Annotated in this window: 12 protein-coding genes; 10 read left to right on the forward strand and 2 right to left on the reverse strand. The window is 58.8% G+C overall.

Annotated features, from left to right (window positions below; all coding sequences use genetic code 11):
• Nucleotides 1–89: 89 nt before the first annotated feature.
• Nucleotides 90–1,007, forward strand: coding sequence for a DMT family transporter (locus ACTV8E_RS05040; protein ID WP_443198727.1), 918 nt, complete (start codon nt 90–92; stop codon nt 1,005–1,007).
• Nucleotides 1,008–1,068: 61 nt separating this feature from the next.
• Here the strand turns inward: ACTV8E_RS05040 and ACTV8E_RS05045 are convergent, their stop codons facing one another.
• Nucleotides 1,069–2,415 carry a class II 3-deoxy-7-phosphoheptulonate synthase gene (locus ACTV8E_RS05045; protein ID WP_443198728.1) on the reverse strand — a complete coding sequence of 449 codons (1,347 nt, stop codon included), beginning with the start codon at nt 2,413–2,415 and terminating at the stop codon, nt 1,069–1,071.
• 370 nt (nt 2,416–2,785) lie between these two features.
• Here ACTV8E_RS05045 and ACTV8E_RS05050 point away from each other — a divergent pair, with 370 nt between their 5' ends.
• The 4 genes from ACTV8E_RS05050 (at nt 2,786) to ACTV8E_RS05065 (ending at nt 6,876) form a co-directional block, all read left to right on the forward strand.
• On the forward strand, nt 2,786–3,547 hold the full coding sequence (locus tag ACTV8E_RS05050; RefSeq protein ID WP_251836074.1) for a spermidine synthase: 762 nt from the start codon (nt 2,786–2,788) through the stop codon (nt 3,545–3,547).
• A 1,687-nt stretch (nt 3,548–5,234) separates the two neighbouring features.
• Nucleotides 5,235–5,864, forward strand: a complete 630-nt coding sequence (locus tag ACTV8E_RS05055; protein WP_443198972.1) for a methyl-accepting chemotaxis protein — start codon at nt 5,235–5,237, stop codon at nt 5,862–5,864.
• Between the two features lie 90 nt (nt 5,865–5,954).
• Entirely contained in the window at nt 5,955–6,206 is a 252-nt protein-coding gene (locus ACTV8E_RS05060) for a YkgJ family cysteine cluster protein (RefSeq protein ID WP_251836072.1), read from the forward strand.
• A 61-nt stretch (nt 6,207–6,267) separates the two neighbouring features.
• Entirely contained in the window at nt 6,268–6,876 is a 609-nt protein-coding gene (locus ACTV8E_RS05065) for an START domain-containing protein (RefSeq protein WP_443198973.1), read from the forward strand.
• 88 nt (nt 6,877–6,964) lie between these two features.
• Here ACTV8E_RS05065 and gltA read toward each other — a convergent pair whose 3' ends face one another.
• Nucleotides 6,965–8,251, reverse strand: coding sequence for a citrate synthase (gene gltA, locus ACTV8E_RS05070; protein WP_251836070.1), 1,287 nt, complete (start codon nt 8,249–8,251; stop codon nt 6,965–6,967).
• A 359-nt stretch (nt 8,252–8,610) separates the two neighbouring features.
• Between gltA and sdhC the strand changes: the two genes are divergently transcribed.
• The 5 genes from sdhC (at nt 8,611) to ACTV8E_RS05095 (ending at nt 14,928) form a co-directional block, all read left to right on the forward strand.
• Nucleotides 8,611–8,985, forward strand: coding sequence for a succinate dehydrogenase, cytochrome b556 subunit (sdhC, locus tag ACTV8E_RS05075; RefSeq protein ID WP_251836069.1), 375 nt, complete (start codon nt 8,611–8,613; stop codon nt 8,983–8,985).
• Nucleotides 8,979–9,347, forward strand: a complete 369-nt coding sequence (gene sdhD, locus ACTV8E_RS05080; RefSeq protein ID WP_251836068.1) for a succinate dehydrogenase, hydrophobic membrane anchor protein — start codon at nt 8,979–8,981, stop codon at nt 9,345–9,347. Before sdhC ends, sdhD begins: the two co-directional genes overlap by 7 nt.
• 3 nt (nt 9,348–9,350) lie before the next feature.
• Entirely contained in the window at nt 9,351–11,123 is a 1,773-nt protein-coding gene (sdhA, locus tag ACTV8E_RS05085; protein ID WP_251836067.1) for a succinate dehydrogenase flavoprotein subunit, read from the forward strand.
• An 11-nt stretch (nt 11,124–11,134) separates the two neighbouring features.
• On the forward strand, nt 11,135–11,854 hold the full coding sequence (locus tag ACTV8E_RS05090) for a succinate dehydrogenase iron-sulfur subunit (protein ID WP_251836066.1): 720 nt from the start codon (nt 11,135–11,137) through the stop codon (nt 11,852–11,854).
• A 242-nt stretch (nt 11,855–12,096) separates the two neighbouring features.
• Nucleotides 12,097–14,928, forward strand: coding sequence for a 2-oxoglutarate dehydrogenase E1 component (locus tag ACTV8E_RS05095; RefSeq protein WP_443198729.1), 2,832 nt, complete (start codon nt 12,097–12,099; stop codon nt 14,926–14,928).
• Nucleotides 14,929–14,967 lie beyond the last annotated feature (39 nt).

The following is a 14,967-nucleotide window of genomic DNA, read 5'->3' on the forward strand; positions in this document are numbered from 1 at the left end:
TGCCTGGCGGGGCTCCGTTTTTTGATGCTCGGATTGATGGAATGTGATGTGTTGATGTGTTCTTGCCCAGATGGTCTCGAGGCCCAGCCATGACCGGCAGCCGGAAAAGTGCGGATGGTTTTTTGTTCCAAGTGATGCTGGGTTTGTGCGTGATCTGGGGTTTCCAGCAGGTGGCGATCAAACTGGCGGCCGCCGATGTGGCGCCCGTATTGCAGGCGACCCTGCGCTCGGGCATCGCAGCTTTTCTGGTCGCCTTGCTGATGCTCTGGCGGGGCGGTTGGAGCGCCATGGGCCGGGACAATCTGGGCGCCGGACTGTTGGCCGGTGTGCTGTTTGCCCTGGAGTTTTTGTTCATTGCCCTGGGGTTGCGCTACACCTCCGCCTCGCACATGGCGGTGTTTCTCTATACGGCACCGATCTTTTCCGCCCTGGCACTGCACCTGCTGTTGCCCAGCGAACGGCTGCTGCCGCTGCAATGGCTGGGCATTGGCGTGTGCTTCATTGGTATCTGTCTTGCGTTCGGCGGCAGCGTGCTCAGCACGACTCTCGACCGCCACATGCTGCTCGGTGATGGTCTGGGGCTGTTGGCGGGGCTCTCCTGGGGACTGACCACCGTCGTGGTGCGCAGTTCTCGGCTGTCTGAAGCACCGCCGGCGCTGACCTTGTTCTATCAGTTGGCCGTGGCTGCCGTGCTATTGGCTGGGATTGCCATCGCGTTGGGTGAAATCACTCCCATACGGATAACCCCGGTGGCGGTTGCCAGCGTGCTGTTCCAGGGCGTGGTGGTGTCGTTCTTCAGCTATTTCGCCTGGTTCTGGCTGATGCGCCGCTATCTTGCGTCCAACCTGGCGGTGTTCTCGTTCATGACGCCGCTGTTCGGGGTGGGCTTTGGCGTGCTGTTGCTGGACGAGCCGTTGAGCATCAGCTTTTTGGGCGGGGCGGTCTTGGTGCTGCTGGGCATCAGCCTGGTGAGCAGTGGGGCCTGGTTGCGTAAGCGGTTCGCTTGACGGTTACTGGGCTCTGCCGCCGACACGACTGGATGGAGATCCCACCCAGTCTCGCAAAAGGCTAGCGGCGAATCTGCTTGAGGTTTTCGGCAATCATAAAGGCCAGCTCCAGGGATTGGTCGGCATTCATGCGCGGGTCGCAGTGGGTGTGATAACGGTCCGACAAGCCCGCCTCGGTGATCGGTCGGCTGCCGCCGATGCATTCGGTGACGTTCTGGCCGGTCATTTCGATGTGGATGCCACCGGCATAGGTCCCCTCAGCGTGATGCACAGCGAAGAATTGCTGCACTTCGGTGAGAATTCTTGCGAAGTCGCGGGTCTTGTAGCCGCTGGACGCCTTCATGGTGTTGCCGTGCATAGGGTCGGAGCTCCACAGCACCTGTTTGCCCTCCCGCTGTACGGCGCGGATCAGTGCGGGCAGGTGCTGCTCCACATGGCCTGCGCCCATGCGCGCAATCATGTTGAGGCGGCCGGGGTCGTTGTCCGGATTGAGGATGTCGATCAGGCGAATCAGCTCGTCCGGGTCCATGCTCGGGCCGACCTTGACGCCGATCGGGTTGCCGACGCCGCGCAGGAATTCTACATGGGCGCCGTCCAATTGGCGGGTGCGATCGCCGATCCACAACATATGCGCCGAGCAGTCGTACCAGTTGCCGGTGAGACTGTCCTGGCGCACGAAGGCTTGCTCGTAGTTGAGCAGTAACGCCTCATGGGCGGTGAAGAAACTGGCCTCACGCAGCTGCGGTGCGCCGTCCAAGCCGCAGGCGCGCATGAAGGCCAGGGTTTCATCCAAGCGGCCGGCCAACTGCTGGTATTTCTCGGCCAGGGTCGAATTGGCGATGAAATCCAGGTTCCATTGATGCACTTGGTGCACATCGGCAAAGCCGCCCTGGGCGAAGGCACGTAGCAGGTTGAGGCTGGCAGTGGATTGGTGATAGGCCTGCAGCAGCCGCTCGGGGTCGGGTACGCGGCTTGTCTCGTCAAAGCCTATACCGTTGACGATATCGCCACGGTAGGCGGGCAGGGTAACATCGCCGATGGTTTCGCTGCCGGAAGAACGCGGTTTGGCGAACTGGCCGGCCATGCGTCCGACCTTCACTACCGGGCAGCCGGCGGCGAAGGTCATGACGATCGCCATTTGCAGCAAGACCTTGAAGGTGTCGCGAATCTTCGCAGCAGAAAATTCGGCAAAGCTTTCCGCGCAATCGCCGCCCTGGAGCAGAAAGGCCCGGCCTTGGGTGACGTCGGCGAACTGACGGCGCAGTTCACGGGCTTCACCAGCAAATACCAGCGGCGGATAGCTGGCCAGTGTTTGTTCAACCTGGGCCAAGTGGGCCGCATCGGGGTATTCGGGTTGCTGCTGGATGGGGCGGGTTCTCCAGCTTTCAGGACTCCAGGCTTGCGACATCAGGGTACTCGCTGTGGCGGATCGGAAAGAGCGGCATGGTAACCCGATCAGGGCTTTGGCGATGTTGATCTTTGACAGATTGGCGCAGTGCCAGCGTGGTTTGCGGCACACGCAAACGCGAGGCTGGCGGCTGATCAAGTCAGGCAGACAGATCTCCGGCGGGTTGTGCCGATTGTGTTTCTGTCCAGCTTCCGCAAGCATAGGCAGTCTTTGGGTCCGCCAGCGGCGGACGACATATCCAGCAGGTCAGGCGGTCAATGAAACCTATTCTTCTGGTGCTGGCGCATCGGGCACAGGCTATTTCCATAGTGGCGCGGCGATTGGGCGGTACAGTGGGCTGTTGTACACCGTGGCATCCGGAGGTGCGTCCGTGAACGAAAGTGATCAGCGCGAAGAAGTACTACTGGCCGAGGTGCATGATGCCTTTGGTGTGGTGCGGGTGGTGGAGGTGGGCGAGTATCGCTTTCTCGAATTTGGCGATGCCGTCGAGCAAAGCTGCGTATTTACGGCCGATCCAGCCTGGCTGGAATACGACTACACCCGCGCCATGTTACTCGGCGCGCTGTGCCACGCGGCGCCGGAGTCAGCGCTGTTTCTTGGTCTTGGCGCCGGCAACCTGACCCAGGCGTGCCTGAAATTCCTGCCACTTGAGGATGTCGAGGTCATTGAGCTGCGCCCGGACGTGCCGCGCCTGGCCATTGAGTACTTGGGACTGGATGATGATCCACGCCTGACCATTCGAATCGGCGATGCCTTGAAATTGCTGGAAAGCGCGGAAACCACCGATTTGCTGTTCGTCGACCTCTACACCGATCAGGGGCCAGGCGCCGGGCATCTGGCCTGGACCTTCCTCGAGGCGTGCCAGGCCAAGCTGAATCCGGACGGCTGGCTGGTGATCAATCAGTGGGCCACCAATGACGGCAAACCGCTGGGCGCACCCTTGTTGCGCGGATTGTTCCATCGCCATTATTGGGAATGCCCGGTCAAGGAAGGCAACGTGGCGTTGCTGGTGCCGGCTGACCTGGATCAGGAGCTGGATATGCAAGGCCTGCGGGCACGTGCTGAAGCACTGGCGCCGCGTCTGGGTTACAGCCTGGACACGTTGTTGGACGCCTTGCGGCCAGCCAGTTGAGGTGATCCATAATGGCGCATTGCTATGCGCGGGGTTTTGTTGGGTGCACCTGATTGGTGCGTAGCGTTCCCTGTGTTTGCTGTTTGGGTGCGTGTAAGTGGGCTGGTCCGGTAGTTGCTATGTCCTTTTGTGATTGCTATCGCAGTAAGGAATCTGCATGACCCGTTCTCGTAATTCACAGGCACACCTGAGTCCGGCCGAGCGCGGCTGGCTACCCTGGACCGGAAAGACCGGCAAGTTGGCAATGAGCTGGTCATGTTGGTTGAATCGGGGTATTCAGCCTCAGTTGGAGCAGACGTTTGAAGGCATTGCCCAGGTGCGGGTCAAGCGTCTTCAGCAATGGACGCAAGGTTACTGGGAGCAGTTGACCGAGCTGGCTGAGAACCTCGCGGTATGTTTTCCGGCGATCGACCGCGCCACGCTGGTGAGTAAGCTGAATCATGTGCCCGACTGCGCTGAATTGTTCGTGGTGGACAGCGAGGGCAGTGTGCTGGCGTCCACGTGGGAGGAGCATGTTGGTCAGTCTGTGCGGCACACCAAGGCGTTAGCCCAGGGGCTACGCCAGCCCTTTTTGCACGGCCCGTACTGTGATCCGTTGACCGAGCGAATCGGGCCGACCACGTCGTCGTTTCACGATGCTGTGACCGTGATGTTCTATCAGCCGATCCGAGTCGACGGACGCGTGCTTGGCTGCCTCTGCGCGCGGGTGCCGAACGATGTGCTGGGCGATTTGATCCAGCGCGAGGCCGGGCATGTGTTCCCCGAATCTGGCGATAACTATCTGTTCATGGTGGAGTCTGTCTTCGCACCGGAAATCACTGCGGGTACGGCCTTGTCGCGTTCGCGCTTCGAAGATGGCACCTTCAGTCACGGTGAAAACCTCAAGGCAGGTGTGCATACCGCCTGGGGCCTGGTGCGAGTGCGTCGACACACCGAACTGGAGCTGCGCTTTACCGACCCGGCTACGGGTCAGTTGCATCCCGGCGTGCGGGATACCATCGCTCACGGAAGCAACCTGTTCGTGACTTATCCGGGGTATGCGGACTACCGCCATGTGCCGGTCATCGGTAAGGGCCTGAGTTTCCAGTTGCCGGGTTCTCCGGACCGCTGGGGCATGATGTGCGAGGCCGACCTGGAGGAGGTGTATCGCAGGCGCTCGCTGAGCACGGGGTTGATGAAGGTTTACCTGGCCACGGCACTGGTGCTGTTTGTCATCCGCAGCGCTCTGCACCATTACAGCGGCTTGTCTTTACTGGCATTGGATGCGCTCGATGCCGGCCTGGTCGTGCTGGGTGCGGGCGCTTTCGCCCTGTTTGGACCGAGTCGGCTGGAAGCCCGAATGCAGGAGATGACCGAGCTGATCCGGACCCTGGCTGAAGGCGAGGGCAATTTGAAGCAGCGCCTGGATACCGCGCGTCTAGGCAACGATGAGACCGGCGATATGGGGCGCTGGATCAACAGTTTCCTCGATAGTCTGGATGGAATTGTTGGTCAGGTGATTCAGGTCACTACCCGCGTGCGCCAGGATAACGATGTGATGCTCGCACGCAGCAGCGAGGCGGGGCACACCACACGCGACGTTGCCGAAACGGTGCATGAGCTGCTGTTGCTGGTGGAGGAGCAGCTGGGTCAGATCCAGCAGGCGTCAATGACGGCTGAAGAAATGCAACAGGCCATGGATGAAGTGATGGTAGGCGCCCGCGAGCGCCTTGAGAGAGTGCGCCAGGGTACTCAGTCGATCCGCGGCGTGGTCGAGCATTCGGCGCAGAGTGTGCGGTTGCTCGATAGTCGTATGGCGGAAATCGACAAGTTCGTAGGGATCATCGGTGATATCACCGCGCAAACAAATTTGCTCGCCCTCAATGCAGCGATTGAGGCAGCGCGGGCAGGCGAGCATGGTCGCGGTTTCGCCGTGGTGGCGGGAGAGGTGCGTACCTTGGCGCAGCGAACGGCCCAGGCTGCGGAAGAAATCGGCCGCATGGTCGGCAGCTTGCAGGCTGAAACCCGACGGGCCGTGGCCTTTATGGATGAGGGCATACAGAACGTCGACAACAGCCTGGCGCTGAACGAAACAGCCTCCACCGAGACCGCCCAGCTACAAGTTGCTGTTGAGCGCATCTTCGAAATCATCCATCAGCTCAAGGAGCGCAGCCTGCACTACGGGCAGACGATCAGGGGTGTGGAACAGGCTTCGGCAGACATGGGGTCGACCCTCGGTGTATTGAATGACAGCGCCGAGCGAGTGCGGCAAACCACTCGCAAACTGCAACAGCTGGTGGGCCAATTCCGAGTGAGCGGCCACTCTCGCTTTGGGTAAGCGTCTTGCGCCGTAACGAAGAATTCCAAAGAAAATTATTGGGCGGGTAGAATCACGCCCCTGTTTTGACACTCGATGAGATCCGTAGCCATGAAGTGCCGCGCGGGTTGTGGTGCCTGCTGTATTGCTCCCTCCATTAGTTCGCCCATTCCGGGCATGCCCAATGGCAAGGCCGCTGGCCAGCGATGCCTGCACCTGACCGAGGAGAATCTATGTGGAATATTCGATCAGCCCGGACGGCCGTCCGTGTGTGCCGCGTTTCAGGCGGACAGAGCGGTTTGTGGTGACAGTCGGGAAGAGGCCATCCAGCTGTTGGGCTGGCTGGAACAAGCAACTGCATGACGTAGGCGTAGCGTAAGTCCGATTATGCTGGGTGATGAACTCAAGAAGAAGGAAAAACAACATGGGAAACGTTCATTCTTCATCTCTGTGCATAGGGCTGGCCTTGCTGGTTGCGGGAGCGGTGCAGGCAGAAGATTGGCAACTGGCGAAGGATGAAGAGGGCATACAAGTGTATCTGGCGCCCGTCGAGGGCTCGAAATACAAGGCTTATCGTGGTGTGGTGACCATCAAGGCCGAGATGGCCGAGGTCAAGGCGCTGCAAGATGATGTGGCAGGCTCATGCTCATGGATCCGTGAGTGCAAGAAGCAGGAATTGATCAAGCAGGAGGGTGGGAAAAGCTGGACTCACAGTTATTTCAATACGCCTTGGCCGGTAACACCGCGGGATTCGATTATCGAAGTCAGTACCGAAACGACCCCTGACGGTGGGCTGGTTCGCCATCTCTTGGGCGTTCCCTCTTATCTGCCAGAAGAGAAGGGTTATGTGCGTGTTGCCAAGGTCGATGGGCTGTGGAAACTCGAGCCGAAGGGTGACGATGCGGTGCAAGTGACCTACCAGTTGCATACCGAGCCAGGCGGCAGTGTTCCGTCCTGGCTGGCCAACAGCTTTGTCGTTGATGCGCCGTTCAACACACTGAAAGGATTGCGCGACCTGGCTGAAAAGCCCTGAGGTCAACGTGCGTTGGCTGGGGCGGCGCACGTGATGAACCTCCGCCCATAAAAAAGGCTGCCGAAGCAGCCTTTTTTATGGGTGCGTGTTACGTGCGCTCGTTTAGCGGAGCGAAATCACGCGGTGTTGCACCTGTGTACAGTTGACGCGGACGGCCGATCTTCTGGCCGCTTTCGATCATTTCCTTCCAGTGCGAGATCCAGCCAACGGTACGCGACATGGCGAAGATCACGGTGAACATGCTGGTCGGGATGCCGATAGCCTTGAGGATGATGCCCGAGTAGAAGTCAACGTTCGGATACAGGTTGCGCTCGGCGAAGTAGGGATCCTTGAGGGCGATTTCTTCCAACTTCATCGCCAGCTCAAGCTGCGGGTCGTTGATGCCCAGCTCGCCCAGTACTTCGTCACAGGTCTGCTTCATGACCTTTGCGCGCGGGTCGAAGTTCTTATACACGCGGTGGCCAAAGCCCATCAGCTTGAACGGATCGTTCTTGTCCTTGGCTTTGGCCAGGAACTTATCGATGTTCTCGACGGTGCCGATCTCGTCCAGCATGGTCAGCACGGCTTCGTTGGCGCCACCGTGTGCCGGGCCCCACAGCGCGGCGATACCAGCGGCGATACAGGCAAACGGGTTGGCGCCAGTGGAGCCTGCCAGACGAACGGTGGAAGTCGATGCGTTTTGTTCATGGTCCGCATGCAGGATGAAAATGCGATCCATGGCCTTTGCCAACACCGGGCTGATTGGCTTGATCTCGGCCGGGGTGTTGAACATCATGTGCAGGAAGTTTTCCGCGTAGTTCAGATCATTGCGCGGGTACATGATGGGCTGACCCATTGAGTACTTGTAGGTCATGGCGGCAATGGTCGGCATCTTGGCAATCAGGCGATGCGCGGAGATCTCACGGTGCTGCGGGTTATTGATGTCCAGCGAGTCGTGATAGAAGGCAGAGAGCGCACCAACAATGCCGCACATGACAGCCATCGGGTGTGCGTCACGACGGAAGCCATTGAGGAAGGACTTCAGCTGTTCATGAACGATGGTGTGGTTCTTGATGGTGTTGACGAATTTGGCCTTCTGCTCGGCGTTCGGCAGTTCGCCGTTGAGCAGCAGGTAGGAGGTTTCCAGGTAGTCGGACTGCTCGGCGAGCTGTTCGATCGGATAACCGCGGTGCAGTAGGATGCCCTGGTCGCCATCAATATAAGTGATTTTCGACTCACAAGAGGCGGTCGACATAAAACCTGGGTCAAAGGTGAAACGACCCGTGGAGGTCAGGCTACGGACGTCAATTACATCAGGGCCTACGGTGCCAGTAAGAACGGGCAGTTCTACGGGGGCAGCGCCCTCGATGATCAACTGCGCTTTTTTGTCAGCCATGAATGGCCTCCTAGTTTTGCTTGGAATCATCAGACGGCCCCCCATCAGGGCCGGCATCACTATAGAGCGATAAGCTTGAAAGTCAATTTGCGCAACCCCATATGAATGAAGGAATTTTTCTCCTTATCCATTGGGTGGGGGTGCTTTTTACGCGAATTGCAAATGGATGGCTATTCGCCCTTGGTGGAGGAGGGCTGCGTTGTTATTAGTGGGCTAACTGTCTATACTCTGCGACCGGCCGCCAGGGGCTTTGCGCCTGTGTTTCTGGTGGTTGTCACTCCCAGTGGGTTGGTACCTGACCAGTGCACTTCCCGACAACTATGCCCTGTTTTTTAGGGCTCTCAGTGTGAAAAGAAGCCGTGAATAGCCAACGACCTGTAAACCTAGACCTTAGGACAATAAAACTCCCTGTCACTGCTTACACGTCCATTCTTCACCGTATCTCTGGAGTCATCCTTTTCCTTGGCCTTGCCGTGATGCTGTTTGCACTCGACAAGTCCCTGGCTTCCGAGGAAGGCTTCGCAGAGGTGAAGGCGTGTCTGACCAGTCCGCTGGCCAAGTTCGTGACCTGGGGTCTGCTGTCCGCTCTGCTGTATCACTTGGTGGCCGGTACGCGCCATCTGTTCATGGATGCCGGTGTCGGTGAGACGCTGGAAGGTGGCAAGGCGGGTTCCAAAATCGTCATTGCCCTGTCCGTTGTGTTGATTGTCCTGGCTGGGGTGTGGGTATGGTAACCAACGTCACAAATTTTTCGCGTTCGGGCCTCTATGACTGGATGGCTCAGCGTGTTTCTGCTGTTGTTTTGGCGGCATACTTTGTATTTTTGATTGGTTTTCTGCTGGTCAATCCGAACCTGGGCTATGCCGAATGGCACGCTCTGTTCTCCCACAATGCAATGCGCATCTTCAGTTTGCTGGCCATGTTGGCGATTGTCGTGCATGCCTGGGTTGGCATGTGGACCATCTCGACTGACTACCTGACCCCGATGGCGTTTGGTCGTTGGGCGACTGTGTTGCGTTTTTTCTTCCAGGCAGCATGCGGCGTGCTTCAGTTCGTGCTGTTCGTCTGGGGTGTGCAGATTCTGTGGGGTATCTGATTCATGTCTAGCATTCGCACTCTTTCTTATGACGCCATCATCGTTGGTGGCGGCGGCGCCGGCATGCGTGCCGCGCTGCAGCTGGCGCAAGGTGGTCACAAGACCGCTGTCGTGACCAAAGTGTTCCCGACTCGTTCGCACACCGTTTCCGCCCAGGGTGGCATTACCTGTGCCATCGCTTCGGCCGACCCGAACGACGATTGGCGCTGGCACATGTACGATACCGTCAAAGGCTCCGACTACATCGGTGACCAGGACGCTATCGAATACATGTGTTCCGTAGGCCCTGAAGCCGTGTTCGAGCTCGAGCACATGGGGTTGCCATTCTCCCGTACCGAGCAGGGCCGCATCTATCAGCGTCCGTTCGGTGGCCAGTCCAAGGATTTCGGTAAGGGTGGCCAGGCCGCCCGTACCTGCGCTGCGGCCGACCGTACCGGTCACGCCCTGCTGCACACGCTTTATCAGGCCAACCTGAAGGCCGGCACCTCGTTCCTCAACGAGTGGTACGCGGTCGATCTGGTCAAGAACCAGGATGGTGCCATCGTCGGTGTGATCGCGATCTGCATCGAAACCGGCGAAACCGTCTATATCCGCTCCAAGGCCGTGGTTCTCGCCACTGGCGGTGCCGGTCGCATTTATGCCTCCACCACCAACGCCCTGATCAACACCGGTGACGGTGTGGGCATGGCGCTGCGTGCTGGCGTGCCGGTGCAGGACATTGAAATGTGGCAGTTCCACCCGACCGGTATTGCCGGTGCTGGCGTGCTGGTGACCGAAGGTTGCCGCGGCGAGGGTGGTTACCTGATCAACAAGCATGGCGAACGCTTCATGGAGCGTTACGCTCCGAACGCCAAGGACCTGGCTGGCCGCGATGTCGTGGCACGTTCCATGGTCAAGGAAATCCTGGCTGGCAACGGTTGCGGTCCGGATGGCGATCACGTGATGCTCAAGCTTGATCACCTCGGCGAAGAAGTGCTGCACAGCCGTCTGCCAGGTATCTGCGAGCTGTCCAAGACCTTCGCCCATGTCGATCCGGTTGTCGCTCCGGTTCCGGTTGTGCCGACCTGCCACTACATGATGGGTGGTGTCGCCACCAACATCCATGGTCAGGCAATCACTCAGGATGCCAATGGCAACGACAAGATTGTTGAAGGCCTGTTCGCCGTAGGCGAAGTGGCGTGCGTTTCCGTGCACGGTGCCAACCGTCTGGGTGGCAACTCGCTGCTTGACCTGGTGGTGTTCGGTCGTGCCGCCGGCATTCACCTGGAAAAGGCTCTGAAAGAAGGCGTCGACGCGCGTGGCGCCAGCTCGAGCGATATCGATGCTTCCCTCGCTCGCCTGGCGGGTGTCAACGAGCGCAGCACCGGTGAAGACGTGGCGCCGTTGCGTAAAGAACTGCAGAACTGCATGCAGAACTACTTCGGTGTATTCCGTACCGGCGAATACATGAAGAAGGGCATCGCTCAGTTGTCTGACCTGCGCGAGCGTATCGCCAACGTCAAGATCAATGACAAGAGCCAGGCCTTCAACACCGCGCGCATCGAAGCGCTCGAGCTGCAGAACCTGCTGGAAGTGGCCGAAGCGACTGCAATCGCAGCCGATACCCGGACCGAGTCTCGTGGTGCTCACGCTCGTGAAGACTTTGAAGAGCGCGACGACCAGAACTGGCTGTGCCACTCCCTGTACTTCCCGGGTGAGAAGCGCGTTGCCAAGCGTGCCGTCAACTTCGCGCCGAAGACCGTCCCGGCATTCGAGCCGAAAGTACGTACTTATTAAGGGTGATGGATATGTCGCTGCCCAAGACTTTGCAAGTTAGCGTTTATCGCTACAACCCAGAACGTGATTCGTCTCCGTTCATGCAGGAATTCAATGTCGAGATCGACGGCAAGGACATCATGGTCCTTGACGTGCTGGCGCTGATCAAGGAACAGGACGAAGGGTTCTCCTACCGTCGTTCCTGCCGTGAAGGCGTTTGCGGCTCCGATGGCATGAACATGAGCGGCAAGAACGGCCTGGCCTGTATCACTCCGCTGTCTGCCGTGGTGAAGGGCAATAAGCTGGTGATTCGCCCGCTGCCCGGTCTGCCGGTCATTCGTGACTTGGTCGTCGATATGAGCATCTTCTACAAGCAATACGAGAAGGTGCAGCCGTATCTGCAGAACGATACCCCGGCTCCGGCCATCGAGCGCCTGCAGACCCCTGCGGAGCGTGAGAAGCTGGACGGACTGTACGAGTGCATTCTGTGCGCGTGCTGCTCCACTAGCTGCCCGTCGTTCTGGTGGAACCCGGATAAATTCCTGGGTCCGGCTGCTTTGCTTCAAGCTTACCGTTTCCTGGCCGATAGCCGGGATACCAAGACTGAAGAGCGTCTGGCTGCAATGGATGACCCGTTCAGTGTCTTCCGTTGCCGCGGCATCATGAATTGCGTGAGTGTGTGCCCAAAGGGTCTGAATCCGACCAAGGCCATCGGTCACATTCGCAACATGTTGCTGCAGAGCGGTACCTGATACAAAAAGCGCGCTGTACCCGTTACACCTACGCTGTCGGCTTATCCCGGCAGCGTAGTTTTAAGCGGGGTTGAAGCTCACAAAGCCTTGACCCCTTTGAAAGTACTGAATTATCAGGGGCATCCGGGCAAGAACCCGGCTATCGCGGGTCCCGTGGGGCTTACTTGAAGCCGCTTCAGAGCTCAGGCACGCCGTACTGCGGTCTCACGCCGATGGAGTCCCCTTACCGAGGGTGACCAAGCATGCAAGAAAGCGTAATGCAGCGCATGTGGAACAGTGCCCACCTTTCTGGTGGTAACGCTGCCTATGTGGAAGAGCTTTATGAGCTCTACCTGCACGACCCCAATGCTGTGCCTGAAGAGTGGCGCACGTATTTCCAAAAACTGCCGACCGATGGCAGTCCCGCCACCGATGTAGCGCATTCCACCGTGCGTGATCATTTCGTTCTGCTTGCCAAGAATCAGCGTCGCGCGCAGCCGGTCTCGGCCGCGAGTGTCAGCAGCGAGCACGAAAAGAAGCAGGTTGAAGTCCTGCGCCTGATCCAAGCCTATCGCACACGCGGCCATCAGGCCTCGAAGCTGGATCCGCTCGGGCTGTGGGAACGTGCCGTGCCTGCCGATCTATCGGTCAGCCGTTACGCGTTGACGGATGCTGACCTGGATACCACATTCCGTACCGGTGAATTGTTCATTGGCAAGGAAAAGGCAACTCTGCGGGAAATTCACCAGGCCCTGCAAGAGACGTATTGCCGCACCATTGGTGCCGAATTCAACCATATCGTTGATTCCGAGCAGCGCAACTGGTTTGCCCAGCGTCTGGAAAGCGTACGTGGTCGTCCGACCTTCTCTGCTGACGTTCAGGGCCACCTGCTCGAGCGTCTGACTGCAGCTGAAGGCCTGGAGAAATACCTGGGCACCAAGTACCCGGGTACCAAGCGTTTTGGTCTGGAAGGCGGTGAAAGCCTGATCCCGATGATGGATGAGATCATCCAGCGTTCGGGTTCTTATGGTCTCAAGGAAATCGTCATTGGCATGGCCCACCGTGGCCGCCTGAACGTGCTGGTCAATACCTTCGGTAAAAACCCGCGCGACCTGTTCGACGAATTCGAGGGCAAGAAGGTCGAAGGCCTGAGCTCCGGCGACGTCAAGTATCACCAGGGGTTTTCCTCCAACGTGATGACTCCCGGTGGCGAAGTTCACCTGGCGATGTCGTTCAACCCTTCCCACCTGGAGATCGTTTCTCCCGTGGTCGAGGGCTCGGTGCGCGCCCGTCAGGATCGTCGTAACGACCCGATCGGCGACAAAGTCTTGCCTGTTTCCATCCACGGTGACGCGGCGTTCGCCGGTCAGGGCGTGGTTATGGAAACCTTCCAGATGTCGCAGATTCGCGGCTTCAAGACCGGTGGCACGATCCATATCGTGATCAACAACCAGGTCGGCTTCACCACCAGCAACCCGGCGGATGCTCGTTCCACCGAGTATGCAACCGACGTGGCGAAGATGATCGAGGCGCCGATCCTGCACGTGAACGGCGATGATCCGGAAGCTGTGCTGTTCGTGACTCAGTTGGCCATCGACTATCGCATGCAGTTCAAGCGCGATGTGGTCATTGACCTGGTTTGCTACCGTCGCCGCGGTCACAACGAGGCCGATGAGCCGAGCGGCACCCAGCCGCTGATGTACCAGAAGATCGCCAAACAGCGGACCACTCGTGAGCAGTATGCCGATGCCCTGGCGCAGGCCGGTGTGCTGAGTGCCGAGCGTATCCAGGCAAAGATCGACGAGTACCGCACCGCGTTGGACAACGGTCAGCATGTGGCCAAGAGTCTGGTGCTAGAACCGAACGAAGAGCTCTTCGTTGATTGGAGCCGTTATCTGGGACATGCCTGGACTGCTCGCCACGACACTCGCGTGCCGCTGGACAAGCTGCGCGAGATCGCCACTGGCCTGACCCGTATCCCGGAAGGCTTTGTGATGCAGCGCCAGGTTGGCAAGGTCTACGAAGATCGTCAGAAGATGACCGCCGGTGCGATGCCGATCAACTGGGGTTATGCCGAGACTCTGGCCTACGCCACCTTGCTGCATGATGGCCATCCGATCCGTATGACCGGCCAGGATGTCGGCCGCGGTACCTTCTCGCACCGCCACGCGGCGCTGCATAATCAGAAGGACGCCGGGACTTATATCCCGCTGAAAAACCTGTTTGAAGGTCAGCCGCGTTTCGACTTGTACGATTCCTTCCTTTCCGAGGAAGCCGTGCTTGCGTTCGAATACGGTTACGCCACTACCACGCCCAACGCGCTGGTGATCTGGGAAGCTCAGTTCGGCGACTTCGCCAACGGTGCACAGGTAGTGTTCGATCAATTCATTTCCAGTGGCGAACACAAGTGGGGCCGTCTGTGCGGTCTGACCGTGTTGCTGCCGCACGGTTTTGAAGGGCAGGGCCCGGAGCACTCCTCCGCGCGTCTGGAGCGCTTCCTGCAGTTGTGCGCCGAGCAGAACATGCAGGTCTGTGTGCCGACTACCCCTGCGCAGATCTACCACTTGATGCGTCGTCAGGTCATTCGTCCGCTGCGCAAGCCGCTGATCGTGCTGACGCCCAAGTCGCTGCTGCGCCACCCGCTGGCAATCTCGACGCTGGAAGATCTGGCTGAAGGTTCGTTCCAGACCGTAATCCCGGAAATCGACGCTCTCGATCCGTCCAAGGTCGAGCGTCTGATCCTGTGTTCCGGCAAGGTGTACTACGACCTGCTGGCCAAGCGTCGTAACGAAGGTCGCGAAGATGTCGCCATTGTTCGCATCGAGCAGCTGTATCCGTTCCCCGAAGAGGATCTGGCCGAAGCCATCTCGGCCTACAAGAACCTCAAGCGCGTCATCTGGTGTCAGGAAGAGCCGATGAACCAAGGGGCCTGGTATTGCAGCCAGCACCACATGCGTCGTGTCGCAAGTGCTCACCAGAAGGGCCTGTTCCTTGAATATGCCGGCCGTGAAGCCTCTGCCGCACCTGCCTGTGGTTACGCATCGATGCACGCTGAACAGCAAGAAAAATTGCTTCAAGACGCCTTCGCGGGTTAAGCCCTCGTCCAGAAGAAAACGAATAGATAGGAATTTTGC

It is taken from the genome of Pseudomonas sp. B392_1p (genome assembly GCF_052245235.1).
GTDB lineage: Bacteria > Pseudomonadota > Gammaproteobacteria > Pseudomonadales > Pseudomonadaceae > Serpens > Serpens gallinarum.

Bases quoted from the DNA above. Each gene is read 5' to 3' on its own strand.
- ACTV8E_RS05040 (WP_443198727.1), top strand. From the start codon at position 90: ATGACCGGCAGCCGGAAAAGTGCGGATGGTTTTTTGTTCCAAGTGATG.
- ACTV8E_RS05045 (WP_443198728.1), bottom strand. From the start codon at position 2,415: ATGTCGCAAGCCTGGAGTCCTGAAAGCTGGAGAACCCGCCCCATCCAG.
- ACTV8E_RS05055 (WP_443198972.1), top strand. From the start codon at position 5,235: ATGGTAGGCGCCCGCGAGCGCCTTGAGAGAGTGCGCCAGGGTACTCAG.
- ACTV8E_RS05060 (WP_251836072.1), top strand. From the start codon at position 5,955: ATGAAGTGCCGCGCGGGTTGTGGTGCCTGCTGTATTGCTCCCTCCATT.
- ACTV8E_RS05065 (WP_443198973.1), top strand. From the start codon at position 6,268: ATGGGAAACGTTCATTCTTCATCTCTGTGCATAGGGCTGGCCTTGCTG.
- gltA (WP_251836070.1), bottom strand. From the start codon at position 8,251: ATGGCTGACAAAAAAGCGCAGTTGATCATCGAGGGCGCTGCCCCCGTA.
- sdhD (WP_251836068.1), top strand. From the start codon at position 8,979: ATGGTAACCAACGTCACAAATTTTTCGCGTTCGGGCCTCTATGACTGG.
- sdhA (WP_251836067.1), top strand. From the start codon at position 9,351: ATGTCTAGCATTCGCACTCTTTCTTATGACGCCATCATCGTTGGTGGC.
- ACTV8E_RS05090 (WP_251836066.1), top strand. From the start codon at position 11,135: ATGTCGCTGCCCAAGACTTTGCAAGTTAGCGTTTATCGCTACAACCCA.
- ACTV8E_RS05095 (WP_443198729.1), top strand. From the start codon at position 12,097: ATGCAAGAAAGCGTAATGCAGCGCATGTGGAACAGTGCCCACCTTTCT.